We start from the raw sequence: 23,674 nt of genomic DNA, 5'->3' as shown, positions 1-23,674 counted from the left end.
CCGTCGGCGGTCTGGGCACAATGGCGCATATGACTGCCCCCGCGCTGACCGTCGGTTTCGACCTCGACATGACCCTGATCGACTCCCGCCCCGGGATCCACGCCTGCTACACCGCGATCGCGGCCCGGACGGGGACGTACATCGACGCCGACCTCGTCGTGACCCGGCTCGGGCCGCCGCTGGAGGACGAGCTGGCCAACTGGTTCCCCGCCGCGGACGTCGCGACGATCGCCGACCTCTACCGCGAGATGTACCCGGCCCATGCCATCACCGGGACGCTCGCGATGCCCGGCGCCCGCGAGGCCGTCGAGGCGGTCCGGGCGGCGGGCGGGCGCACGGTCGTCGTCACCGCGAAGTGGGAGCCCAACGCCCGCCTGCACCTGGACCACCTGGACATCGCGGCCGACGAACTCGTCGGCAACCTGTGGGCCGAGCAGAAGGCGGTGGCACTGCGCGAGCACGGCGCGAGCGTGTACGTCGGCGACCACACCGGCGACGTACGCGGCGCGCACACGGCACAGGCGTACGCGGTGGGCGTGGCGACCGGCCCGTGCGACGCCCGGGAACTGCGCGAGGCCGGCGCCGACGTCGTCCTCGCCGACCTCACCGAGTTCCCGGCCTGGCTGAAGAACCACCGCTAGGCCGGCCCGGGCGGGCAGGGAGAGGTCCCGGAAGCGCGCCGCCGCTCAGGAGCTCGCGGCACGCGCCCTGCGGCGGCCCTCCGCGGCGGACTGCAGCACGCCCCCGGCCGCCAGCAGGAAGCCGACCCCCATGAGCATGCTCAGGCCGAACATGTAGGTCGGAAAAGGATCCGTGCCCAGGAACAGCGGGGCCACGGTGACCAGTGTGGCCACGGCTCCGATGAAGAACACGATGGCACCGGCACGGATCAGCCGGTCACCGGCTTCGCGGGAATTCGCTTGGGTTTTGTCACGCACCCGACCAGGGTAGTTCCCTGCGCGAAGGAACAGTCCGGCGACGTCTTGTCACCGGCCGCCGGACCACTAGCCTTGACAGCGGCGGGTCGGGCGACCCGCTGCAGTGCTATCCAGAGCCGTTCACGGGCAGTTGCCCCCGCAACGACCCGAGCAGTTTCCCGAGCAGTTCCCGACGAGTACGAGGACGAGGACAGACGGTGCCCACCGGCAAGGTCAAGTGGTTCAACAGCGAGAAGGGCTTCGGCTTTCTCTCCCGCGACGACGGCGGCGACGTCTTCGTCCATTCCTCGGTCCTGCCCGCCGGAGTCGAAGCTCTCAAGCCCGGCCAGCGGGTGGAGTTCGGAGTCGTCGCAGGTCAGCGCGGTGACCAGGCGCTCTCGGTGACGCTCCTCGACCCGACCCCCTCGGTCGCGGCGGCCCAGCGCCGCAAGCCCGACGAACTGGCGTCCATCGTCCAGGACCTGACGACCCTCCTGGAGAACATCACGCCGATGCTCGAGAAGGGCCGCTACCCCGACAAGGCCTCCGGCTCCAAGATCGCGGGCCTGCTGCGCGCGGTCGCCGACCAGCTCGACGTCTGATCCGAAGGGACCCTGATCCCTTCGGATCAGGGGAATTCCAGTGCGTCCGGTCCGAGGGGCGGTACCAGCCCCTCGGCCGCCGCACGCGTGAGCAGTCCGCGGACCGCCGCGTACCCGTCCTCGCCGAGATCGGCCGTGAACTCGTTCACGTACAGGCCGATGTGCTGGTCCGCGACCTTCGGGTCCATCTCCTGGGAGTGCTCCAGCACGTAGCCGCGCGACGCCTCCGGGTCGTCCCAGGCGGCGCGGACCGAGGCACGGGTGGCGTCGGCGAGTGCCCGCAGCCGCTCCGCGCCCAGCGAGCGCCGCGCGATGATCGCGCCCAGCGGGATCGGCAGGCCGGTCGTCCGCTCCCAGTGCTCGCCCATGTCGGCCAGCTTGTGCAGCCCGTAGTTCTGGTACGTGAAACGCGCCTCGTGGATGACGAGACCCGCGTCGACCTTCCCGTCGCGCACCGCCGGCATGATCTCGTGGAACGGCATGACGACGATCTCGCCGACCCCGCCGGGCACCGTGTCCGCGGCCCACAGCCGGAACAGCAGGTACGCCGTCGACCTCTCGCTGGGCACCGCGACCGTGCGGCCCGTCAGGTCGGCGCCTGCCTCCCGCGTCAGCACCAGCGGCCCGCAGCCCCGGCCCAGCGCGCCGCCGCAGGGCAGCAGCGCGTAGTCGTCGAGGACGTACGGCAGGACCGCGTACGACACCTTCAGCATGTCCAACTCGCCGCGCTCGGCCATGCCGTTGGTGATGTCGATGTCCGCGAACGTGACGTCGAGCGGGGGCGCGCCCGGGATCCGGCCGTGCGCCCAGGCGTCGAAGACGAAGGTGTCGTTCGGGCAGGGCGAGTAGGCGATCCGCAGGTCTTCGGAAGGTTCAGTGCGTACGGTCATGTCCGTTCCAACTCTCCAGGAGGGGCGTCAGCTTCCCGAACGCCCCGGCGAGTGCGGCGAGCGCGTCGCCGATGCGCCACGCGGCGCGGTCACGCGGTCCGACGGGATTGGACACCGCGCGGATCTCCAGCACCGGCACCCCGTGCGCGCCGGCCGCCTCGGCGACGCCGAAGCCCTCCATCGCCTCGGCGAGGGCCCGTGGATGCCGGGCGCGCAGTTCGGCGGCGCGGGCCGCGCTGCCGGTCACGGTCGACACGGTGAGTACCGTTCCGACCAGCCCGCCCGTGACGGCCGCGACCTCTCGTGCGAGTGAATCCGGCGGCCGGTGGCTGACGGTCCCGAAGCCCAGCTCGGTGACCGGGAGGAAACCCTCGGGGGACTCGGCGCCCAGGTCGGCCGCGACGATGTCGTCGGCGACCACCAGCGATCCGACCGGCGCGCCGGGCTGGAAACCGCCCGCGACTCCGGCGCAGACGACGAGCCCGTACGGCGTGCCCGCGAGGGCGGCCGCGGTGAGCGCGGCGGAGACGGAGGAGGCGGCGAGGGCCGGCCCCACACCGGCGGCCAGCAGATCGAGGCCGCCGGCCCGGAGCAGGGTCGCCCCGGGCAGCCGTGTCTCACGGCCCGGGGCGGGGGACACCCCGGCCACCGCGTCCCGTTCGGCGGGGACGGCGGTGGCCACGAGCACCCTGCGCCCAGCGGCAGTGATCAGGCGTCCTTCTTGAACTTGAAGGACCACAGACCCGACACGTCCTTCTCGCCCTCCTTGATGGAGACGACCGTCGAGTTGCCCTTGGCGCCGTACTGCTCGTTGAAGAACACGCTGCCCGGGATGGTGCGGTACGTCTTCGTGCTGGAGTCGGTCAGCGGCTGACCGTTCATCAGGATCGTCCAGCCCTTGTCCGCGATCTTCGGGTCCACACCGAAGCGCACGGTCGCGTCGGGATCGACCTTGATGGACTTGATGTCCTTGGACTGCAGGCACTTCGCCAGGTCGGCGGTCTTCACCGCGTCGCCGTCGTTGTAGCAGTCGGTCTCGGAACTCACCGAGTTGTCGCCGACCGTGACGGTGGCCAGCGGCGTCGGCTTGTCGCAGGCGGACAGGGCGAGGAGTCCGGCGGAAACGGCGCCGACGGTGGCGACGGCGCGGCGGGTGCGGGCGGCGCGTCGTCCATTAGCGGCTCTGCCGCGGGGCAGGGAGGTCATGGCCGAAGGCTATCGGGCGCGCCCACCAGTCCCCCCACGTGGGGTACGGCGTGCCGTGCGCGGACCCGCGCGGCCCGGACACCGTCCCGCGCGGCTCAGGTCACCCGCCCGCGCCCCGAACCCCCGCGCCGGGCCACGGAAAGCAGCCCCCGCACGGTCGTCAGCCACCCGACGGCGACGATTCCGGCGGCCACCGACAGACCCAGCGAACCGTTCAGCGGCATCGCGATACCGATGGCACCGCCGAGGACCCAGGCCATCTGGAGCAGCGTCTCGGAGCGGGCGAAGGCGGAATTGCGGACCAGTTCGGGGACGTCGCGCTGGATCATCGCGTCCAGGGACAGTTTCGCGAGGGCCTGCGCGAACCCCGCGACCGCCGCCAGACACGCCACCAGCGCGGTGCTGAAGAAGACCGCCGCCGTGACCGCGGCGCCCAGCACGAACGCCACCACCGTCACCACGATGAGTTCCGGGGCGCGCTGCTTCAGCCAGGCACCGACCGCCGTGCCGAGCGCGTTGCCCACCCCGGCGGAGACGGCCACCAGGCCCAGCGAGACCGCCGCGCTCTTGCCGCTCAGCGGGTGCTCGCGCAGCAGGAAGGCGAGGAAGAAGATCAGGAAGCCGGACAGGCAGCGCAGCGAGGCGTTGGCCGCGAGCGCGTGCGTGACGGCCGTCCCCACCGTCCGCAGCCCCGGGCGCGGCGGCTTCTTCAGGTGCGGGCCGTGCAGATGCCCCTCGTCGGCGGCGAGCAGCGCCTTGTCCTCGCCCTTGGCGGAGTCGACCTTCGGCGGCAGCGAGAAGGACAGGAACGTACCCGCGATGAAGATCACGAAGGCGCCGTAGAGCGGATAGCGGGCGCCCAGCGACTGGAGCAGCGCCCCGATGGGCGCCGCCACACCGGTGGCCAGGAGCCCGCCCAGCGTGACCCGTGAGTTGGCCTTGACCAGAGAGAAGTTGGGCGGCAGCAGCCGAGGCACCACGGCACTGCGCACCACGCCGTACGCCCTCGAGGCCACCAGCACACCGAGCGCGGCCGGATACAGCTCGAACGTGCCGCTCACCACCGCGCCCGCCAGCATCAGCGCGAGCATCGCCCGGGCGAGCATCGAGCCCGCCATGGCGGCCCGCCGGCCGTGCGGCAGCCGGTCCAGGAGGGGGCCGATCACCGGGGCGAGCAGTGCGAAGGGCGCCATCGTGATGCCCAGGTAGAGAGCCACCCGGCCGCGCGCCTCGTCGGTCGGCACCGAGAAGAACACCGTGGACGCCAGCGCCACGGTGATCATGACGTCGCCCGCGCCGTTCACCGCGTGCAGTTCGATGAGTTTTCCGAGGCCCGACTCGCCCGCCCCGTGCGCGTGCGTCGCCCGGCGGATGCCGCGCGCCGTCTTCGTCACGGGGAAGTTCAGGGCACGCCCCACCGCACGGACGGAACCGCTCACCCGGCCCGATCCGTCACCTTGGTTGCTCCCCTTGGCGCCACCGACACCGGTGGCTCCCTGGGGCGACCTTGCGGATGCCACCCCGTCATAGTGCCCCGAGATCGGTGTTTGTAGTGCGGTTACCGCGCGGATGGGGGGCGGCGGCTTGTGGGGGAGCGGGGCGCGCCGGGGAGCGCGGGACCTGCCGCGACGGGCGCCGGAGCGGCGGAGTCCGGCGGTCCGGCGGCACGCCGTGGAGCGGCCCGGATACCGGCGCGGAGCGCCGAAGACGCCCGCCGGTGTGGGCCCAGGCGCCAGGAGAAGGTAGCGTGCGTAACGCGCATGCGGCGATTGTTCTCGGCCGCGCGCCTCTCGGCCATCCCGCAGAATGGATGGCGTAGGTGCGCCCGAGTGCGATCGGGCGCGGACGTCGACGCGGCCCACCGGTCCGCTCCGTCCGCACCCCCGCCGGAGGAATGGCGCACCCGTGAGACGGCGTAGGAGAGAAGCGATACCTGTGAGCGCAGCGACAACGCGAAGCCGCACCCCTGACCGCCTGTGCGCCGAGGCGATCGACCTCGCCCGGACGGCCGCCGAGGAGGTCGCCTATCCGGGCATCGTCGGCGAGCACCTCGGGATGGTCTCCGAGGGGGACCGCGTTGTCACGCACTACTTCGAGTGCAAGGAACCGGGGTACCGCGGCTGGCGGTGGGCGTCCACCGTGGCCCGCGCGTCCCGCGCGAAGCTCGTCACCCTCGACGAGACGGTGCTCCTCCCGGGGACCGACGCGCTGCTGGCCCCCGAGTGGGTGCCGTGGAGCGAGCGGCTCCGCCCCGGCGACATGGGCCCCGGCGACCTGCTGCCCACGGACGCCGAGGATCTGCGGCTCGAACCCGGCTTCTCCGGCGAGGACGAGCCCGCGCCGAACTCCGCGATCTCGGACGACATGGCCGAGCTGGTGGAGGCCGAGGACATCGAGGTGACCGCGGGCACCCCCGCGAACCTCCCGATGGCCCCGCGCCGCGGCTCGATCGCCGCGGTCGCCGAGGAACTCGGTCTGCGCCGGGCCCGGGTCCTGTCCCGCTACGGCCTCCACGTCGCCGCCGACCGCTGGGAAGAGGCGTACGGGCCCAAGACCGCGATGGCGCAGGCCGCGCCAGCGACGTGCGTCAGCTGTGGCTTCCTCAACCGGATCGGCGGGACGCTCGGACAGGCGTTCGGGGTCTGCGCGAACGAGTTCTCGCCCGCCGACGGGCATGTGGTGTCCCTCGCGTACGGGTGCGGGGGGCATTCCGAGGCCGCCGTCATGCCGGCGCCTCCGCGGCCGCCCCAGCCGGTGATCGACGAGACCCGGGTGGACCCGTTCCCGCTGCGGCCGTCCCCCGACTCCGGGTCGGTCTCCGCCGCACCCGACGAGTCCACGGCGGAGCTCGGCCACTCGTAGCGGCCCGCTTTCCCCGGGGTGGGGGGTCTCCGTCCCTCCCCGGGGTCCACGAACTGCTTTCTTTCGCCCCCTCCGCCCCTGCCCTTCCCGTACCTGGGGCTCCGCCCCAGACCCCGCTCCTCAAACGCCGGAGGGGCTGAATCTTTGCGGGCGCCGGAGGGGCTGAATTTTCGCGGGCGCCGGAGGGGCTGGGTTTCTGCCAGCGCCCGGGGGTCCGGATTTTCGCGGGCGCCGGGGGCCGGGAAGCGGGCCCGTGAGGGCCGTGGGTGGTATCCGGTGCGGCGCCGGTCCACCCACTGCCCCTGGCCGGGGTGCGGTGATCGGCGGAGGTACCGCAGGGATCCGTCAGCCCCTACGCCCCCGCCGGGGGAGCAGGAGAGCGCGCGGTACCTTCGAGCCGCGACCCGCCGACCGTGCGGCCGCGCCACCCGAGAGGGAGAGTGAATCCGTGAGTAAGTTCGTGCGGCCCGCGGCCGAGGGCGCGGACCCGTTCGGCACGGCGCGCCTGCGCCGTGGCGTACTCGACGCCTGGGCGGCCAGCCCCGCCCGGTTCCGCGAGGACGCCAACGCGGAGGAGGACCTCGTCCTCGGCGGGTACCGCGACCGCCTCGTCGTGGAACTGGCCCAGAACGCCGCCGACGCCGCGGCTCGTGCCGGCGTCCCCGGCCGCCTGCGGCTGACCCTGCGCGACGGCGTCCTGATCGCGGCCAACACCGGCGCTCCCCTCGACGCGGCGGGAGTCGAGTCGCTGTCGACGCTGCGTGCCTCCGCGAAGCGGGACGCCCACGACACGGCCGTCGGCCGGTTCGGCGTCGGCTTCGCCTCGGTCCTCGCGGTCACGGACGAACCCGCGGTCGTCGGCCGGCACGGCGGCGTCCGCTGGGACCTCGCCGAAGCCCGCGACCTCGCCGCCGGCACCGCCGGGGACAGCGCGGGCCTCGGTGACGAGATCCGCCGCCGCGACGGCCATGTGCCACTGCTCCGGCTGCCGTTCGCCGCCGAGGGCACCGCCCCGGACCCGTACGACACGGCCGTGATCCTCCCGCTGCGCGACTCCGCCGCCGAGGACCTCGCCGAACGCCTCCTGCGCGGCGTCGACGACGCCCTCCTGCTCGCCCTTCCCGGCCTGGAGGAAGTGGTCGTCGAGACCGGCGACGGGGAGGTCCGCACCCTCCGCCGCACCCGGCCCGATGCCGACGGCGACGCCGGGTCCGCCCCCGCCCCGGCAGCAGCCGCCACCGGATACGGCACCGGCGACGCCCCCGCCGCCACCCACGGCCTCGTCACCATCGACGACTCCCGCGACGGCACCACCCGCTACCGCACCGTCGCCCACCACGGCTCCCTCGACCCGGCCCTGCTCGCCGACCGCCCGGTCGAGGAGCGGCTGCGCCCGCACTGGTCCGTGACCTGGGCCGTCCCCGTCGACTCGGACGGCGCCCCGGCCCGCCCCCGGACCAGCCCCGTCGTGCACGCGCCGACCCCGAGCGACGAGGCACTCGGCGTGCCCGCCCTGCTCATCGCCTCCCTCCCGCTGGACACCACCCGGCGCCACGCGGCCCCGGGCCCGCTGACCGACTTCCTGGTGGAGCGCGCGGCGGACGCGTACGCGGAGCTGCTCGCCGCGTGGCGGCCGGTGGACACCGGGATCATCGACCTGGTGCCGGGACCGCTCGGCAAGGGCGAGCTGGACGGCGCGCTGCGCCGGGCCGTCCTGGACCGGCTCCCGCGCACCCCGTTCCTGCCGCCCGCCGCCCCGCCGGAGGAGACCCCGGCCGCCGACACCCCGGCCGACTGGCCCGACAGCAGCCCGGCGGAGCAGCCGACCGCGCTGCGGCCGCGGGACGCGGAGGTGGTGGAGGGCGCCGGCGCCGACACGGTGCGGGTCCTCGCCGAGGTCCTGCCGAGCCTGCTGCCCGCCGGGCTGGAACGGCGCGTGGAACTGCGGACCCTGGGCGTCGCCCGGGTCCCGCTCACGGAGGCCGTGGACCGGCTCGCCGGCCTGGAGAAGGAACCGGGCTGGTGGCACCGCCTCTACGACAGCCTCGCCGGCGTCGACCCGGACCGGCTCTCGGGACTGCCCGTGCCGCTGGCCGACGGCCGCACGACGATCGGGCCGCGCCAGGTGCTGCTGCCCACCGCCGACGGTTCCTTGGTCGCGCCGGACACCCTCGCCCGGCTCGGTCTGAAGGTCGCGCACCCGGACGCCGCGCATCCCCTTCTGGAGAAGCTGGGCGCGCTGCCCGCGACACCCCGCTCGGTGCTCACCACCCCGCAGGTGCGGGCCGCGGTGGCGGCCTCGCTGGACGACGAGGGCGGGGCCTGGGACGAGGACACCCCGGACGCGGAGGAACTGGCGGACACCGTGCTCGCGCTGGTGCGCGACGCCGGGCTCGAACCCGGCGACGAGCCCTGGCTCGGCGCGCTGGCCCTGCCGGACGAGGAGGGCGAGCTCGCGCCCGCCGGTGAACTCGTCCTGCCTGCAAGCCCGTTCGCCCAGGTGATGCGTGAGGACGAACTCGCCTTCGTCGACGCGGAGCTGGCGGACCGCTGGGGCGGGCAGCCGCTCGCCGCCTGCGGGGTGCTCGCCGGTTTCGCCCTGGTGCGGGCCACCGATGTCGTCCTCGACCCGGACGAACTGGAGCCCCGCGAGGGGGACTTCGCCCAGCCCGACGACGCGGGTCTGCTCGACGCGGTCGACGTGTGGTGCGAGGACGTCCTGGACCGGCTGCCGGACTCTCCGGTACCGCCCGTCGCGACCGAGATCGTCGCCGTACGGGACCTCGACCTGGTGGACGACGACCGGTGGCCGCAGGCACTCGCGCTGCTCGCGCGACCGCCGCTGCGGGACGCGATCACCCAGCAGGTACGCGTCCTGCTGCCCGACGGCACGCACGAGGTGGTGCGGCCCTACACGGCGTGGTGGCTGCGCGGACATCCGGTGCTCGACGGGCGCCGCCCCGCCGGTCTGCGCGCGGCCGGCGGCGATCCGCTGCTGCGCGGCCTGTACGACGAGGCCGACGCGACCGGCTTCGACGACGAGCAGGTGCTGCGGGCGCTCGGCGTCCGTACGTCGGTGGCCGCCCTGCTCGACGAGCCCGGCGGCGCCGCCGAACTCCTCGACCGGCTCGCCGACCCGGACCGTGAGGTCTCCGGCGCCCAACTGCACGCCCTCTACGGCGCGCTGGCCGACCTCGATCCCGAGCAGGTGACGCTGCCGGACGAGCTGCGGGCCGTCGTGGACGGCGAGGTGCGGGTGGTGGACGCGGCCGACGCCGTGGTCGTCGACTCGCCCGACCTGCTGGCCTTCACCGACGGGGTGCCGCTGCTGCCGGTGCGGCCGGCTCGCGCGGCGGAACTCGCCGAGCTGTTGCAGGTGCGGCGGCTCAGTGAGTCCGTCACCGGCGAGGTCAGCTCCGAGGGCACCGAGCACGACGTCCCGGAGTCCGTACGGCTCCTGCTGGGGCCGGCGACGCCCGCCTCGTACCTGGAGCACGAGGAACTCGTCGTGGACGGAACGGAGTTGGACTGGCGGCGCACCCGCGACGGTGTGCTGCACGCCGCCACCGTGGAGGGTGTGGCCGCCGGGCTCGCCTGGTCGGCGGGCCAGTGGCCGCGCCGCTTCGAGGTCGCGGCCCTGCTGGAGGACCCGTCCCGCACCGAGGAACTGGCCCGGGACCGCTGGTTCGACTGAGCGGTCCGGGACCGTTTGCGCACGGGGTGGGCGGGTTGTCCGCCCACCCCGCTGCGATCTTGGTAACGCGTACACAAAATCTTCATCACCCGTACAACTATTCGTCTGCGCCGCTGATCTGATCACCGGAGTCAACAGACTCCACGATCACTTGGGCCCCCGGTGTCGACGAACCGCGAGGAACGACCACCGGCCGGGCCCCTTTCTCCACTTGGGGATCGCATGCGCATACGTGCCACCGTGGCCGCCGTCTCCGGCGCCCTGGCCCTCTCCGCCCTCGCCGTCCCGGGCGCCCACGCCGTCGGCTCCGCCGACCACCGCGCGGACGTCGCCAAGGTGCGCGAGGCCGCCCACGCCGCCTCGGGCAAGACCCCGTTCACCGGGTCCACCGGTTCCGACGGCGAGCCCTACGCGCTCGACCTGTCCTTCTCCAGCGTGAAGGTCAATGGCGGCAAGCCGATCGTCGCCGGGACGACCAACTCGGTCTCCGTCCCGGTCACCTACAACGTCAAGCACGCCGCGTCGGTGGACATCACCGCCGGCGACTTCCTGATGGACGTCGAGATCTACCGCGGCTCCTTCGAGGCGTTCGACAACGAGCTGATCGGCAACGACTGGCCGTCCTGCACGGCGACCTCGTCGACGGCCGCCACCTGCAACGGCACCATCGACATCGACCCGCACGACGAGCTGCGCAACGTGGACGCGACCACCTGGAAGGCCTACGGCTACGCGATCGCGCTGAACGGCGTCGACCTGGACGACCCGAACGCCGACCTGAGCAAGGTCGGATACGCCGAGCAGGACGCGCTGACCACCACCAAGCTCCAGCGCTACTCCCGTCTGACGGTCAACGCCGCCCCGGAGCCGGTCAAGAAGGGCAAGACCGTCACGGTCACCGGCCTGCTGTCCCGCGCCAACTGGGACACCGGCAAGTACGCGGGCTACACCGTCCAGCCGGTCGGGCTCCAGTTCCGTACGAAGTCCAGCTCCACGTACACGTCGACCCTCAAGACGGTGAAGTCGGACTCCAAGGGCAACCTGAAGACGACCACGACGGCCACCGTCGACGGCTACTTCCGCTACAACTTCGCGGGCACCTCGACCACCCCGGCCGTCAAGGCCACGGGTGACTACGTCGACGTCCAGTAGTCGGTAGCACCGCTCACGCGGGGACGCGGCGGTCGACCAGCCTCCACAGGAATTCCAGGACGGCCGCCGCGATCACCGAGATCAGCACCGCGATCCACGGCATCGTCGTGCCGACCAGCTTCAGCGCGAAGAAGTGCTGGAGCCACGGCACGACGAGCACCAGCAGGAACGCCCCGCCCATCGAGGCGACGAGGCAGATCCGCCACCAGGTGTAGGGCCGGGCGATGATCGCGAGCACCCACATCGAGATCAGGAACAGCGTCAGCGTCGCCGCGCTCGTCTCGGCGTCCAGCGAGCCGTCCCCGGTGTAGTGGTGCCGGGCGATCAGGTACGTCACGAAGGTGGCGACGCCCGCGACGACCCCACCGGGGATCGAGTACCGCATCACCCGCCGCACGAAGTGGGGCTTCGCGCGCTCCGTGTTGGGCGCGAGGGCGAGGAAGAACGCCGGGATGCCGATCGTCAGCGTGGACAGCAGGGTCAGGTGCCGGGGCAGGAAGGGGTACTCGACCTGCCAGCACACCACGAGGACGGCCAGCAGCACCGAGTAGACCGTCTTCACCAGGAACAGCGTCGCCACCCGGGTGATGTTCCCGATGACCCGGCGGCCCTCCCCGACCACCGAGGGCAGCGTCGAGAAGCTGTTGTTGAGCAGCACGATCTGCGCCACCGCACGGGTCGCCTCGGAGCCCGAGCCCATGCTCACGCCGATGTCGGCGTCCTTGAGGGCCAGCACGTCGTTCACCCCGTCGCCGGTCATCGCGACGGTGTGGCCGCGTGACTGCAGGGCGCCGACCATGTCCCGCTTCTGCTGCGGGGTGACCCGGCCGAACACCGTGCCCTTCTCCAGGGACTTCGCCATCTCGTCCCGCTCGGAGGGCAGCCGGCGCGCGTCCACGACCTCGCCGGTGAGGCCGAGCTTGTCGGCGACGGCGCCCACCGACACCGCGTTGTCGCCGGAGATGACCTTGGCCTTGACGTTCTGCTCGGCGAAGTAGCGCAGGGTCTCCGCCGCGTCCGGGCGCAGCCGCTGCTCCAGGACGACCAGCGCGGTGGGCCGCGCGGCGTCCTTCGCGCCGGGGTCCTCCACGTCCTTGGTGGTCCGGGCGAGCAGCAGCACGCGCAGGCCCGCCTCGTTCAGCCGCTCGGTCTCGGCGAGCGCCGGGTCGTCCTCGGCCAGCAGCACGTCGGGGGCGCCGAGGAGCCAGGTGCTGGACTCGCCGTTGCCCTCGCTGAACCCGGCGCCGCTGTACTTGCGGGCGGAGGAGAAGGGCAGGGCCTGGGTGCATCGCCACTCCTCGCTGTCCGGGTAGGCGGCGATGATCGCCTGGAGGGAGGCGTTGGGCCGCGGGTCGGACGCGCCGAGCGCGCCGAGCACCGTACGTACGTAGTCCTCGTCGGCGCCGTCCAGGGGCCGCAGCTCGCTGACGTCCATGCCGCCCTCGGTGAGGGTGCCGGTCTTGTCGAGGCAGACGGTGTCGATGCGGGCGAGGCCCTCGATCGCGGGAAGCTCCTGCACGAGGCACTGTTTCCGGCCGAGCCGGACGACCCCGATGGCGAAGGCCACGGAGGTGAGCAGGACGAGCCCCTCGGGGACCATCGGCACGATCCCGCCGACGGTCCGCGCGATGGAGTCCTTGAAGCCGTGCTGCTTGACGACGAGCTGGCTGATGACGAGGCCGATGGCGGTCGGGATCATCATCCACGTCACGTACTTGAGGATCGTGGAGATACCGGTGCGCAGCTCGGACTGGACGAGCGTGAACCGGGAGGCCTCCTCCGCGAGCTGCGCCGCGTACGCCTCCCGGCCGACCTTCGTCGCGGTGAACGCGCCGCCGCCGGCGACCACGAAACTGCCCGACATCACGGCGTCCCCGGGATGCTTGACCACCGGGTCGGCCTCACCGGTGAGCAGCGACTCGTCGATCTCCAGCCCGTCGGCCTCCGCGCAGGTGCCGTCGACGACGACCTTGTCGCCCGGCCCGATCTCGATGAGGTCGCCGAGCACGATCTGCGAGGTGCTGACCTCGGTGGCCTTTCCGTCACGGCGGACCGTCGGTTTCACCTCGCCGATCACCGCGAGGGAGTCGAGGGTCTTCTTGGCCCGCCACTCCTGGACGATGCCGATGCCGGTGTTGGCGATGATCACGTAGCCGAACAGGCTGTCCTGGAACGGCGCGACGGCCAGCATGATCAGCCAGAGCACACCGATGATCGCGTTGAACCGGGTGAAGACGTTGGCCCGGACGATCTCCGTGATGGAGCGGCTGCTGCGTACGGGGACGTCGTTGACCTCGCCGCGCGCGACGCGCTCGGCCACCTCGGCGGCGCTCAGCCCCTCCGCCCGCCGGGACGCGGGTATGGGCACGGGGTGAACGGGATCGAGTCCGGCGCCCGCGTCGATGTGGGTCATGCATTCGACGGTACGTGCGGATATACGGCTTCACCCGCCGAGCGCCCGAAAGATCCGACCTGGGGAGGACGGGGGTCGCGGGCAATGCTGCCGTGGGCGTAGGGGAGGTCCCGGGGTCGGCCGTTACTCCGTCGCGGGTGAGGGGGCGTCCGCCGCCCGGGAGCGCTTGATGGCCGCGTCGCGTCCGCGGACGTACCAGATGCCGATCAGGCCGAGTCCCGCGCCGGCCAGGCACGTCCACAGCCACCACAGGTGTCCGTGGTCGTCGAACCAGCCGTAGAACGGCAGCTGCACCAGGAAGAGGACGAACCAGAGGATCGTGCCGCCCGTGATGGTGGCGACGACGGGGCCCTCCAGGGGCTCCGGCGCCTCGTGCTTGGGGGTCCACTTCGCCATGTGCACAGCTTACGAGGAGCGGGATCCGGCCGACGCCCGCACCCTCGTTCCCCTTGTATACCAACGGTCTACGCGCGGAGATAGCGATTTCGGACTCATATGTTCATACTGAAACCGTCCAAGCCTGGCCGGTTGTATTCGTACGAAACACCAACGGAAACCTGGGGGAAACCCGTTGGTGACCGGACACTGACCAGGATTGATCATGTTCCCCATTCCCCTGCTCGTTTGAGGACCCGCATGTCCACCTCGGCCGCCACCCAGGCCCCCGCCCCGCAGGAGCCGGAGTCCCGGCCCACGCAGAGCGCCCTCGACCGCTACTTCAAGATCTCCGAGCGGGGCTCCAGCATCCCGCGCGAGATCCGCGGCGGTTTCGCCACCTTCTTCGCGATGGCGTACATCATCGTGCTGAACCCGATCATCCTGGGCAGCGCGAAGGACATGTACGGGCACCACCTCGACGGCGGGCAGCTCGTCACCGCCACTGTGCTGACCGCCGCGTTCACCACGCTCCTCATGGGTGTCATCGGCAACGTGCCGATCGCGCTCGCGGCGGGCCTCGGCGTGAACACGGTCGTCGCCCTGCAGCTCGCTCCGCGGATGTCCTGGCCGGACGCCATGGGCATGGTGGTCCTCGCCGGCTTCGTCGTGATGCTGCTGGTCGCCACCGGTCTGCGCGAGCGCGTGATGAACGCCGTGCCGCTCGGCCTGCGCAAGGGCATCGCCATCGGCATCGGCCTGTTCATCATGCTGATCGGCCTGGTCGACTCCGGCTTCGTCTCCCGCATCCCGGACGCCGCCCAGACCACCGTCCCGCTCCAGCTCGGCGGCGACGGACACCTCACCGGCTGGCCGGTCCTCGTCTTCATCCTCGGCACGCTCTTCACGCTCGCCCTGATGGTCCGCAAGGTGCCGGGCGCGATCCTCATCTCGATCGTCACCATGACCGTCGTCGCGGTGATCATCAACGCCGTCGCCACCATCCCGTCCTGGGGCCTGACCACCCCGAAGTGGCCCGGCAACCCGGTCGCCTCCCCGGACTTCGGTCTCGTCGGCAAGGTCAGCCTGTTCGGCGGCTTCGACAAGGTCGGCGTGCTGACCGGCGTCCTCTTCGTCTTCACCGTGCTGCTGTCGTGCTTCTTCGACGCGATGGGCACGATCATGGGCATCAGCGACGAGGCCAAGCTGACCGACGCCCACGGCAACATGCCCGGCATCAACAAGGTCCTCTTCGTCGACGGCATCGCCGTCGCCGCGGGCGGCGCCTCCTCCTCCTCGGCCACCACCTGCTTCGTGGAGTCCACGGCCGGTGTCGGCGAGGGTGCCCGTACCGGCTTCGCGAACGTGGTCACCGGCGCGCTCTTCGCCGTCGCCCTCTTCCTGACCCCCATCGCCACGATGGTCCCGTCCCAGGCCGCCACCCCCGCGCTCATCGCGGTCGGCTTCCTGATCCTGTCCCACTCGATCAAGGAGATCGACTGGGCGGACTACACCATCGCCATCCCGGCCTTCGTGACGATGATGCTGATGCCGTTCACCTACTCGATCACGAACGGCATCGGCATGGGCTTCATCACCTTCGTCGTGCTGCGCCTCGCGGCCGGCCGCGGGCGGGACATCCCGGTCGCGATGTACGTGGTGTCGGCGGTCTTCACCTTCTACTACCTGATGCCGGCCCTCGGCCTGACCTGACCCGGCCGGGGACGGCGACACGGGTACGCGGCCTCACGTGACCCCGTAGAACTTCTCCGTCTCCTCGACGGCGGTCTGGAACCGCTCGTCGAAGTCGTCGCGAATGAGCGTCCGGACCACATAGTCCTGGACGCTCATTCCGCGTTTTGCGGCATGTTCCCGGAGCCGGTCGAGCAGCTCCCCGTCCATACGCAGGCTGAGCACGCTGGTCCCCATGCAGTCGAGGGTCGCCGCACGCGGGCCGCAGCCGGGTCGCTTTCCGGATCCGGCTCACTCATATGAGTGACCTCGGGGTTCGGTGGCGCGGTTCACGGGCAGCCCGTTGGTCTTTAGCGAGGGTAATGAGTTACGCTAAAGAACATGCCTGACCTCACCCAGGGCGACGACGAGGCCGCCGTGAACGCCTTGCGATCCGCAGTGATGCGGTTGTCGCGCCGACTCAAGCACCAGCGGGTCGACGAGTCGCTGAGCCCGACCGAGATGTCGGTGCTCGGCACCCTCGCCCGCTGCGGCACCGCCACGCCCGGCGAACTGGCCCGCAAGGAGCACGTGCAGCCGCCGTCCATGACGCGCATCGTCGCGCTCCTCGAGGCCAAGGGTCTCGTCAGGCTGGAGCCGCACCCCGAGGACCGGCGCCAGAAGGTCGTCACGCAGACCGACAAGGCGGAGGCCATGCTCGAAGAGAGCCGCCGCAAGCGGAACGCGTTCCTGGCCGGCCTGGTCGAGGTCCTCGACGAGGACGAGTGGGCCAAGCTCCGCGAGGCCGCCCCCGTCCTGGAGAAGCTCGCCCACATCTGAACCGCTCCACCGGCCCCCACCGATCCCGGATCGGCGGGGGCCGCCCCCAGCAAGCGCCGACGCCCCCCATGACGCCGACGTCCACGACTCCCCGGAGGCGAGCCCTTTTGAGTACGGGACCCGGAGCACACTCCGCCCCCGCACCAGCCACCCACGACTCCTCAGCCGCCCACGACTCCCCGGCCACCACCGGAACCACCCCGGCCACCGCGGACCCCGCACAGGCCGCGGACCCCGCGCAGGCCACGCCCGCGACTCCCCCGGCCACCGCCGGGACTCCCGCGGCCACCCCGGAGACCCCGGGCACCTCCCCGGCCACCGCCGAGACGTCGCCGGCCACCGCCGGGACCACTCCGGTAACCGCCGGGACCACTCCGGTAACCGCCGGGACCACTCCGGTAACCGCCGGGACCACTCCGGCCACCGCCGGGACCACTCCGGCCGCCTCCGGGACCACTCCGGCCGCCTCCGGGACCTCCCCGGCCGCCTCCGGTACCTCCCCGGCCGCCTCCGGCCTCGCCCCTCGCACCCCGCGCTCCACCTCGATGTTCAGCTCGCTGAAGGTCCGCAACTACCGGCTGTTCTTCATGGGCCAGGTCGTCTCCAACACCGGCACCTGGATGCAGCGCATCGCCCAGGACTGGCTGGTGCTGAGCCTGACCGGCTCCTCCGCCGCCGTCGGCATCACCACCGCCCTGCAGTTCCTGCCGATGCTGCTCTTCGGCCTGTACGGCGGCGTCCTCGTCGACCGGCTCCCCAAGCGCCCCACGTTGCTCGTCACCCAGACGGCGATGGCCCTCACCGGCCTGGCGCTCGCCTTCCTCACCCTCTCCGGACACGTCCAGGTCTGGCACGTCTACGTCGCCGCGTTCGCCGTCGGTCTCGCCACCGTCGTCGACAACCCGGCCCGCCAGTCCTTCGTCTCCGAGATGGTCGGACCCGGCCAGCTGCAGAACGCGGTCAGCCTGAACTCGGCCAACTTCCAGTCCGCACGCCTGGTCGGCCCCGCCGTCGCCGGACTCCTCATCACCGGCGTCGGCACCGGATGGGCCTTCCTCCTCAACGGCCTGTCGTTCGTGGCACCCATCGCGGGCCTGCTCCTGATGCGCGCCCGCGAACTCCACGTCGTCCAGCGGACACCGCGCGGCAAGGGCCAGCTCCGCGAAGGCCTGCGCTACGTCGCCGGCCGTCCCGACCTGATCTGGCCGATCGTCCTCGTCGGCTTCATCGGCACCTTCGGGTTCAACTTCCCCGTCTGGCTGTCGGCGTACGCGGACGACACCTTCCACGCGGGCGCCGGCGCCTACAGCCTCTTCAACACCCTGATGGCCCTCGGCTCACTGGCCGGCGCGCTGCTCGCGGCCCGCCGCGGCACCGCACGGCTGCGCGTGCTGATCGCGGCGGCCGTCGCCTTCGGCGCGCTCGAAGTGGTCGCCGCGGTGGCCCCCTCGCTGTGGCTGTTCGCCCTGCTGATGGTCCCGATCGGCATCGCCGGCCTGACGGTGAACGTCACGGCGAACACCTCGGTCCAGATGGCCACCGACCCGGCCATGCGCGGCCGGGTCATGGCGCTGTTCATGATGGTCTTCATGGGCGGCTCCCCCCTGGGCGCCCCGCTGGTCGGCTGGGTCACCGACGCCTACGGACCCCGGATCGGCTTCGCGCTCGGCGGCCTCGTCTCGATGGCCGCCGCGACGACGATCGGCCTGGTCCTGGCGCGCCTGGGCGGTCTGCGCGTCTCCCTCGGCTGGCACCGCGGCGCACCCCGCGTCCGCTTCGTGCCGCGCGCCCGCACCGAGGAGCAACTGGCCGCCGTGTGACACCCCGCCGGTGAACAGCCGGACCGACGCGACGGCCGGCCCCCTCCGCCCGAGGGGGCCGGCCGTCGCGCACGGGGAGAACGGGCCACCGGGCAATTCCCTCCGCGCGGGCGCCGCCACCTGGGAAAGTGGCCGCATGAGACTCTTCGCGGCCGTGCTGCCGCCCGCCGACGCGGTGCGTGAACTCGCCACGGAGGCCGACCTGTTGCGGCGCACGCCGGGCGCCGACGCGCTGCGCTGGACGGGCCGCCCCGGCTGGCACTTCACCCTCGCCTTCTACGGCGAGGTCGCCGACGCCACCGTCCCGGACCTCACCGAACGGCTGACCCGTGCCGCCCGTCACACCGCGCCCTTCCCGCTGGCCCTGCGCGGCGGCGGCCACTTCGGCGGCCGCGCCCTGTGGGCGGGCGCCACCGGGGACACCGACAGCCTGCGGCTGCTGGCCGCCCGCGCGGAGGCCGCCGGCCGCAAGGCGGGCATCGCCATGGAGGAACACCGCCACTACCGGCCCCACCTCACCCTGGCCCGCAGCCGCGACTCCGCCGACTTCACCCCGTACGTCACCGCCCTGGACGGCTTCACCGGCTCCACCTGGACCGTGGGCGAGCTGTGTCTCGTCCGCAGCAACCTGCCGGCCTCCGGGATCCCCGGTGAGCGGCCCCGCTACGAGACGCTGGCCGCCCGGCCGCTGGGGGCGGGCGACGGGACCGGGCAGCGGGCCCGTTAACCTCGATGGCGTGAACCCGAAGACCCGTAACCGGATCATGGCCGGTGTGCTCGTGCTGATGTTCGTCGTCGTGGCCATGGCGGCGGCGGTCAGGTAGCGACCGCCACCGCCAAACACCGGACGCCCGCACGGGCGCGTCCTACCAGGCGAACGCCTCCGGCGAGGGACCCGGACCCGGGAAGATCTCGTCGAGACCGTCCAGGACCTCCCGCGACAGCTCCAGCTCCACGGCGCGCAGCGCCGACTCCAGCTGCTCCGCGGTGCGCGGGCCGACGATCGGGCCGGTCACCCCGGGGCGGGTCAGCAGCCATGCCAGGGCCGCCTCACCGGGCTCCAGGCCGTGCTTGTCGAGCAGGTCCTCGTACGCCTGGATCCGGCCGCGTACGGCCGTGTCCGCGAGGGCGTCGGCGGACCTGCCGCCCGCCCGGCGGCCGCCCTGGACCTCCTTCTTGATCACACCGCCCAGCAGCCCGCCGTTCAGCGGCGACCAGGGGATGACCCCGAGCCCGTACTCCTGCGCCGCCGGGATGACCTCCATCTCGGCGCGCCGCTCGGCGAGGTTGTACAGGCACTGCTCGCTGACCAGGCCGATGGTGCCGCCGCGGCGCGCGGCGATCTCGTTGGCCTGAGCGATCTTGTAGCCGGGGAAGTTACTGGACCCCACGTAGAGGATCTTGCCCTGCTGCACCAGGACGTCGATGGCCTGCCAGATCTCGTCGAACGGCGTCGACCGGTCCACGTGGTGGAACTGGTAGATGTCGATGTGGTCGGTCTGCAGCCGCTTCAGGCTCGCGTCGACCGCCCGCCGGATGTTCAGGGCGGACAGCTTGTCCTGGTTGGGCCAGGGCTCGCCCTCGGCGCCCATGTTCCCGTACACCTTGGTCGCGAGGACCGTCCGCTCCCGGCGGTCGCCGCCCTGGGCGAACCAGTTCCCGATGATCGATTCGGTACGGCCCTTGTTCTCGCCCCAGCCGTACACGTTCGCCGTGTCGAAATAGTTGATACCCGCGTCCAGCGCCGCGTCCATGATGGCGTGGCTGTCGCCTTCGTCGGTCTGCGGTCCGAAGTTCATGGTGCCGAGGACGATCCGGCTGACCTTGAGCCCCGTGCGTCCGAGCTGTGTGTACTTCATGACATACCAGCCAACGGGGTGGAGTGCGCTCTAGGCAAGAGCGGATCGCGGTGTCCGGCCGGGCCCGGCCCTCCGCCCGTCCAACACCCCTCCAGGAAGCCCTGGTTGGCCCCTCGCAGATCCGGTGGGCCGAAAGGGGGCCCTCCCGGACAGGAGGGCCCCCTCTTCGCGCCTGCGGCCGTCGCGGGCCGTTCAGGCCGTCGCGGCGGCGTACGGCTCGCCCAGATCCCACGCCTGGTACATCGCCTCGGCGAACCCCTCCGCGATCTTGTGCTCGCCGCCCGCGTTCGGATGCGTGCCGTCGTAGGTGTCGAAGGTGATGTCGTACGAGGGCGGCGGGGACGCCAGGAGCAGCGGGGAGCGCGGCTCGTCGAGGTCGGCGACCGTCTTGGCGAGCAGTTCGTTGAACGCGGCGACCTCGGTGGCGAAGGGGGCGTCGGTCTCGGCGCGCACGTTCGGTATCACCGGGAGCAGCACCATCCGCAGCCGCGGGTTCGCGGCCCGGGCCTCCGCCACGAACGTGCGGGCGTTGTCGGCCGTCTGCACCGCGTTGGTGTAGAAACCGAGGTCGATCAGGCCGAGCGAGACCAGCAGGACGTCGGCGCGCTGGGCGCGGACCGTCTCGCGGATGACCGGCGCCATGTGCTGCCAGCCCTCGCCCCAGCCCGCCAGATGACCGCGCGGGAAGTCCGGGTCGGCGTACTCGTAGGAGTCGGGGGCGCCCGTCGTCATGTCGTAGAGCGTCTCGCGCGGACCGACGATCTTGAACGGGCCCCCGTAGGTCGCCCGCAGGTGCTGCCACATCCGGTAGCGCCACGTGTGTTCGCCCGCGCTACCGATCGTCATGGAGTCCCCGACGGGCATGAACCTGAGCATCCGCTCATCATGGACGATCGGCGGGGGTGCGATGAGCCGTCCCGGTGTGAGGCCCGCCACTGTCCGCCCGGTCCACCGCCCGTCCGCGCGTCCGCCGCGCGTCCGCCGTCCATCCGCGACAGGTCCGCTGTCCGTCCGCTGCCGGTCCGCCGCCGGTCCGCTGTCGGCCGGGGGCTGTTCGGCGGGCACCGCCGACGCGAACGCTCGGGCGGGGTGGCAGGCTTGGGCCATGCGCCGATCGCCCTCGTTCCGTCCCGGGACCGCCGCCGGAGCCCTCGCCGGCGCCGTTGTCGTAGCCGCCGCCTCCCTCGCCCTCGCGGCGCCGGCCCTCGCCGACGGAGGGGACGACGGATTCACCATCAAGGACCCCCGCATCACCGAGTCCAGCGGCCTCGCCGCCTCCCGCATCCACCCGGGCGTGTACTGGACCCACAACGACAGCGACGACGGCGCCTACCTCTACGCCGTCGACAGCCGGACCGGCCGCACCGTCGCGACGGTCACCATGAGCGGCGTCGGCGCGCCCCGGGACGTCGAGGCGATCTCGCTGGGCCCCGACGGCGACCTGTACGTCGGCGACATCGGCGACAACCTCGGCGGCAAGTGGGACCACGTGTGGATCTACAAGCTGCCCGAGCCGAAGGTCCTCAAGGACCAGACGATCCGCGCCACCCAGTACGTCGTGAAGTACTCCGACGGCCCCCGCAACGCCGAGGCGCTGATGGTCCACCCCAAGACGGGCCGCGTGTACATCGCCGACAAGGACGAGGACGGCGGCCACCTCTACGAAGGCCCCGCCCACCTCTCCGCGACCGGCACGAACACGTTCAAGCCCGTCGCCCCCATCGACCTGTGGGTCACCGACGGCGCGTTCTCGCCCGACGGCCGGCACCTCGCCGTACGCGGCTACTTCGGCGGCATCCTCTACGACTGGAACGGCGGCGGCATCAAACGCGAGGGCCGCCTGAACGTGCCCCTCCAAGGACAGGGCGAGTCCGTCACGTACACCACCGACGGAACGAAACTCATGTACGGCAGCGAGGGCGCGAACAGTCCCGTGCAGCCGCAGGACGCACCCGGCGCGTCCGCTTCCGACGGCAAGTCGCCCTCGCAGGGCGGCGGTTCCGCCTCCGGCGACGACGGCGGCCCGATGAGCGGCAGCCTCAAGGTCGGCGCCGTCGCGGTCGCCGCGCTGCTCGCCGTGGTCTTCGGCTTCCGGCGCCTGCTGCGCCGGAACTGACCCGGGCGGAGCGGCCCGCCGGACCCGTACGAGCGAGGGCGCCGACAACGGCGCGAGGGGCGCCCGGCACGTTCCCGTGCCCGGCGCCCCTCGCCCGTACCGCCCGAACTCCCCGCGGGGAAGCGGTGGTTACAGCTTCTCGATCACATAGTCGATGCACTGCGTGAGCGCCTCGACGTCCGCCGGGTCGATCGCCGGGAACATCGCGACGCGCAGCTGGTTGCGGCCGAGCTTGCGGTAGGGCTCCGTGTCGACGATGCCGTTCGCGCGCAGGGCCTTGGCGACGGCCGCCGCGTCGACCTCGTCGGCGAAGTCGATCGTGCCGATGACCTGCGAGCGCTTGGCGGCGTCGGTGACGAACGGGGTCGCGTACTTGCTGTCCTCGGCCCAGCGGTACAGGCGCGAGGAGGAGTCCTTCGTGCGGGCCGTCGACCAGGCGAGACCGCCCTGGCCGTTGATCCACTCCAGCTGCTCGTTGAGCAGGAAGAGGGTCGCGAGGGCCGGGGTGTTGTACGTCTGGTTCTTGCGCGAGTTGTCGATCGCGGTGGGCAGCGAGAAGAACTCCGGGACGTGCCGGCCCGAGGCGTGGATCCGCTCGGCGCGCTCGATGGCGGCCGGGGAGAACACGCCGATCCACAGGCCGCCGTCGGAGGCGAAGGACTTCTGCGGGGCGAAGTAGTAGACGTCGGTCTCGGCGATGTCGACGGGCAGGCCGCCGGCGCCGGAGGTGGCGTCCACCAGGACGAGGGAGCCCTCGTCGGCGCCCGCGACCCGCTTGATCGGGGCGGCGACACCGGTGGAGGTCTCGTTGTGGGTGAAGGCGTACACGTCGACGCCCGCCTCGGCGGCCGGCTCGGGGTGGGTGCCCGGGTCGGAGGAGACGACGGTAGGGTCGGCGAGCCACGGCGCGAGCTTGGCGGCCTTCGCGAACTTCGAGGAGAACTCGCCGAACGTGAGGTGCTGCGACTTGTTGTCGATCAGTCCGTGCGTCGCGACGTCCCAGAACGCGGTGGAGCCGCCGTTGCCGAGGACCACCTCGTATCCGTCGGGCAGCGAGAACAGATCGCGCACGCCCTCGCGGACCGTGCCGACCAGGTTCTTGACCGGGGCCTGGCGGTGAGAGGTGCCGAGCAGGGAACTGCCGGTCGCGGCCAGCGCGTCGAGCGCCTCCGTCCGCACCTTGGAGGGGCCAGCGCCGAATCGTCCGTCGGCGGGCTTGATGTCAGCGGGGATCTGGATATCAGCCACGCGGGGAGC

Annotated in this window: 21 protein-coding genes; 10 read left to right on the top strand and 11 right to left on the bottom strand. The window is 72.2% G+C overall.

Annotation, left to right across the window (positions count from 1 at the left end):
* Positions 1-20 precede the first annotated feature (20 nt).
* A complete protein-coding gene (locus tag ABZT74_RS03940; RefSeq protein WP_355873724.1) occupies positions 21-641 on the top strand; it encodes a haloacid dehalogenase-like hydrolase in 621 nt (206 codons plus the stop codon).
* Positions 642-686: 45 nt separating this feature from the next.
* Here ABZT74_RS03940 and ABZT74_RS03935 read toward each other — a convergent pair whose 3' ends face one another.
* Complete coding sequence (locus tag ABZT74_RS03935) at positions 687-938, bottom strand: hypothetical protein (RefSeq protein ID WP_356433318.1); 252 nt, start codon at positions 936-938, stop codon at positions 687-689.
* A 197-nt stretch (positions 939-1,135) separates the two neighbouring features.
* Here ABZT74_RS03935 and ABZT74_RS03930 point away from each other — a divergent pair, with 197 nt between their 5' ends.
* Complete coding sequence (locus ABZT74_RS03930; protein WP_355873730.1) at positions 1,136-1,519, top strand: cold-shock protein; 384 nt, start codon at positions 1,136-1,138, stop codon at positions 1,517-1,519.
* 26 nt (positions 1,520-1,545) lie between these two features.
* On the opposite strand, the gene ABZT74_RS03925 is transcribed toward ABZT74_RS03930, so the two are convergent.
* From ABZT74_RS03925 to ABZT74_RS03910, 4 genes are all read right to left on the bottom strand, one after another.
* Positions 1,546-2,409: a 1,4-dihydroxy-6-naphthoate synthase gene (locus ABZT74_RS03925; protein ID WP_356433317.1), complete on the bottom strand. Its 864-nt coding sequence runs from the start codon at positions 2,407-2,409 to the stop codon at positions 1,546-1,548.
* On the bottom strand, positions 2,393-3,091 hold the full coding sequence (locus ABZT74_RS03920; RefSeq protein ID WP_356167197.1) for a futalosine hydrolase: 699 nt from the start codon (positions 3,089-3,091) through the stop codon (positions 2,393-2,395). The genes ABZT74_RS03925 and ABZT74_RS03920 overlap by 17 nt, the downstream gene beginning before the upstream one ends.
* 26 nt (positions 3,092-3,117) lie before the next feature.
* Positions 3,118-3,615 (bottom strand): DUF2771 domain-containing protein, encoded by a 498-nt coding sequence (locus tag ABZT74_RS03915; protein ID WP_355873738.1) that lies wholly within the window; start codon positions 3,613-3,615, stop codon positions 3,118-3,120.
* A 95-nt stretch (positions 3,616-3,710) separates the two neighbouring features.
* Positions 3,711-5,135 (bottom strand): MFS transporter, encoded by a 1,425-nt coding sequence (locus ABZT74_RS03910; RefSeq protein WP_356433316.1) that lies wholly within the window; start codon positions 5,133-5,135, stop codon positions 3,711-3,713.
* Positions 5,136-5,550: 415 nt separating this feature from the next.
* Between ABZT74_RS03910 and ABZT74_RS03905 the strand changes: the two genes are divergently transcribed.
* The 3 genes from ABZT74_RS03905 to ABZT74_RS03895 all read left to right on the top strand — a co-directional run bounded on the left by ABZT74_RS03905 (position 5,551) and on the right by ABZT74_RS03895 (position 11,323).
* Positions 5,551-6,477, top strand: a complete 927-nt coding sequence (locus tag ABZT74_RS03905) for a DUF3027 domain-containing protein (protein ID WP_355873744.1) — start codon at positions 5,551-5,553, stop codon at positions 6,475-6,477.
* A gap of 448 nt (positions 6,478-6,925) precedes the next feature.
* Entirely contained in the window at positions 6,926-10,171 is a 3,246-nt protein-coding gene (locus ABZT74_RS03900) for a molecular chaperone Hsp90 (protein ID WP_356167191.1), read from the top strand.
* Positions 10,172-10,393: 222 nt separating this feature from the next.
* Positions 10,394-11,323, top strand: coding sequence for a hypothetical protein (locus ABZT74_RS03895; RefSeq protein ID WP_356433315.1), 930 nt, complete (start codon positions 10,394-10,396; stop codon positions 11,321-11,323).
* A gap of 13 nt (positions 11,324-11,336) precedes the next feature.
* On the opposite strand, the gene ABZT74_RS03890 is transcribed toward ABZT74_RS03895, so the two are convergent.
* Together ABZT74_RS03890 and ABZT74_RS03885 are read right to left on the bottom strand one after the other, a co-directional pair.
* A complete protein-coding gene (locus ABZT74_RS03890) occupies positions 11,337-13,736 on the bottom strand; it encodes a cation-translocating P-type ATPase (protein WP_355873753.1) in 2,400 nt (799 codons plus the stop codon).
* Positions 13,737-13,859: 123 nt separating this feature from the next.
* Positions 13,860-14,132, bottom strand: a complete 273-nt coding sequence (locus ABZT74_RS03885; protein ID WP_355873756.1) for a DUF2530 domain-containing protein — start codon at positions 14,130-14,132, stop codon at positions 13,860-13,862.
* A 240-nt stretch (positions 14,133-14,372) separates the two neighbouring features.
* On the opposite strand from ABZT74_RS03885, the gene ABZT74_RS03880 reads away from it, so the two are divergent.
* Positions 14,373-15,824, top strand: coding sequence for an NCS2 family permease (locus ABZT74_RS03880; RefSeq protein ID WP_355873758.1), 1,452 nt, complete (start codon positions 14,373-14,375; stop codon positions 15,822-15,824).
* A 33-nt stretch (positions 15,825-15,857) separates the two neighbouring features.
* On the opposite strand, the gene ABZT74_RS03875 is transcribed toward ABZT74_RS03880, so the two are convergent.
* The gene (locus ABZT74_RS03875) at positions 15,858-16,040 is read right to left on the bottom strand and encodes a ribbon-helix-helix protein, CopG family (RefSeq protein WP_355873760.1); all 183 of its coding nucleotides are present in this window, start codon (positions 16,038-16,040) and stop codon (positions 15,858-15,860) included.
* Between the two features lie 144 nt (positions 16,041-16,184).
* On the opposite strand from ABZT74_RS03875, the gene ABZT74_RS03870 reads away from it, so the two are divergent.
* The 3 genes from ABZT74_RS03870 (at position 16,185) to thpR (ending at position 19,169) form a co-directional block, all read left to right on the top strand.
* A complete protein-coding gene (locus ABZT74_RS03870; protein WP_355873763.1) occupies positions 16,185-16,622 on the top strand; it encodes a MarR family transcriptional regulator in 438 nt (145 codons plus the stop codon).
* Positions 16,623-16,729: 107 nt separating this feature from the next.
* Positions 16,730-18,442 (top strand): MFS transporter, encoded by a 1,713-nt coding sequence (locus tag ABZT74_RS03865; protein WP_356433314.1) that lies wholly within the window; start codon positions 16,730-16,732, stop codon positions 18,440-18,442.
* Between the two features lie 136 nt (positions 18,443-18,578).
* Positions 18,579-19,169: an RNA 2',3'-cyclic phosphodiesterase gene (thpR, locus tag ABZT74_RS03860; protein ID WP_356167182.1), complete on the top strand. Its 591-nt coding sequence runs from the start codon at positions 18,579-18,581 to the stop codon at positions 19,167-19,169.
* Between the two features lie 139 nt (positions 19,170-19,308).
* Here the strand turns inward: thpR and ABZT74_RS03855 are convergent, their stop codons facing one another.
* Both ABZT74_RS03855 and ABZT74_RS03850 read right to left on the bottom strand, forming a co-directional pair.
* Positions 19,309-20,301 (bottom strand): aldo/keto reductase, encoded by a 993-nt coding sequence (locus tag ABZT74_RS03855; protein WP_355873772.1) that lies wholly within the window; start codon positions 20,299-20,301, stop codon positions 19,309-19,311.
* 192 nt (positions 20,302-20,493) lie between these two features.
* The gene (locus ABZT74_RS03850) at positions 20,494-21,177 is read right to left on the bottom strand and encodes an SGNH/GDSL hydrolase family protein (RefSeq protein WP_356167177.1); all 684 of its coding nucleotides are present in this window, start codon (positions 21,175-21,177) and stop codon (positions 20,494-20,496) included.
* 229 nt (positions 21,178-21,406) lie between these two features.
* Here ABZT74_RS03850 and ABZT74_RS03845 point away from each other — a divergent pair, with 229 nt between their 5' ends.
* Positions 21,407-22,417: a WD40 repeat domain-containing protein gene (locus tag ABZT74_RS03845; protein WP_356433313.1), complete on the top strand. Its 1,011-nt coding sequence runs from the start codon at positions 21,407-21,409 to the stop codon at positions 22,415-22,417.
* A 129-nt stretch (positions 22,418-22,546) separates the two neighbouring features.
* On the opposite strand, the gene serC is transcribed toward ABZT74_RS03845, so the two are convergent.
* Positions 22,547-23,665 (bottom strand): phosphoserine transaminase, encoded by a 1,119-nt coding sequence (gene serC / locus ABZT74_RS03840; protein ID WP_356167171.1) that lies wholly within the window; start codon positions 23,663-23,665, stop codon positions 22,547-22,549.
* Between the last annotated feature and the right edge of the window lie 9 nt (positions 23,666-23,674).

Source organism: Streptomyces sp. NPDC005302 (assembly GCF_040607345.1).
GTDB lineage: Bacteria > Actinomycetota > Actinomycetes > Streptomycetales > Streptomycetaceae > Streptomyces.
Note: the sequence above shows the minus strand (reverse complement) of the source record. Positions and strands in the feature narration are given on the sequence as shown.

Bases quoted from the DNA above. Each gene is read 5' to 3' on its own strand.
- ABZT74_RS03940 (WP_355873724.1), top strand. From the start codon at position 21: ATGGCGCATATGACTGCCCCCGCGCTGACCGTCGGTTTCGACCTCGAC.
- ABZT74_RS03925 (WP_356433317.1), bottom strand. From the start codon at position 2,409: ATGACCGTACGCACTGAACCTTCCGAAGACCTGCGGATCGCCTACTCG.
- ABZT74_RS03915 (WP_355873738.1), bottom strand. From the start codon at position 3,615: ATGACCTCCCTGCCCCGCGGCAGAGCCGCTAATGGACGACGCGCCGCC.
- ABZT74_RS03895 (WP_356433315.1), top strand. From the start codon at position 10,394: ATGCGCATACGTGCCACCGTGGCCGCCGTCTCCGGCGCCCTGGCCCTC.
- ABZT74_RS03890 (WP_355873753.1), bottom strand. From the start codon at position 13,736: ATGACCCACATCGACGCGGGCGCCGGACTCGATCCCGTTCACCCCGTG.
- ABZT74_RS03885 (WP_355873756.1), bottom strand. From the start codon at position 14,132: ATGGCGAAGTGGACCCCCAAGCACGAGGCGCCGGAGCCCCTGGAGGGC.
- ABZT74_RS03880 (WP_355873758.1), top strand. From the start codon at position 14,373: ATGTCCACCTCGGCCGCCACCCAGGCCCCCGCCCCGCAGGAGCCGGAG.
- ABZT74_RS03875 (WP_355873760.1), bottom strand. From the start codon at position 16,040: ATGGGGACCAGCGTGCTCAGCCTGCGTATGGACGGGGAGCTGCTCGAC.
- ABZT74_RS03870 (WP_355873763.1), top strand. From the start codon at position 16,185: ATGCCTGACCTCACCCAGGGCGACGACGAGGCCGCCGTGAACGCCTTG.
- thpR (WP_356167182.1), top strand. From the start codon at position 18,579: ATGAGACTCTTCGCGGCCGTGCTGCCGCCCGCCGACGCGGTGCGTGAA.
- ABZT74_RS03855 (WP_355873772.1), bottom strand. From the start codon at position 20,301: ATGAAGTACACACAGCTCGGACGCACGGGGCTCAAGGTCAGCCGGATC.
- ABZT74_RS03850 (WP_356167177.1), bottom strand. From the start codon at position 21,177: ATGCTCAGGTTCATGCCCGTCGGGGACTCCATGACGATCGGTAGCGCG.
- ABZT74_RS03845 (WP_356433313.1), top strand. From the start codon at position 21,407: ATGCGCCGATCGCCCTCGTTCCGTCCCGGGACCGCCGCCGGAGCCCTC.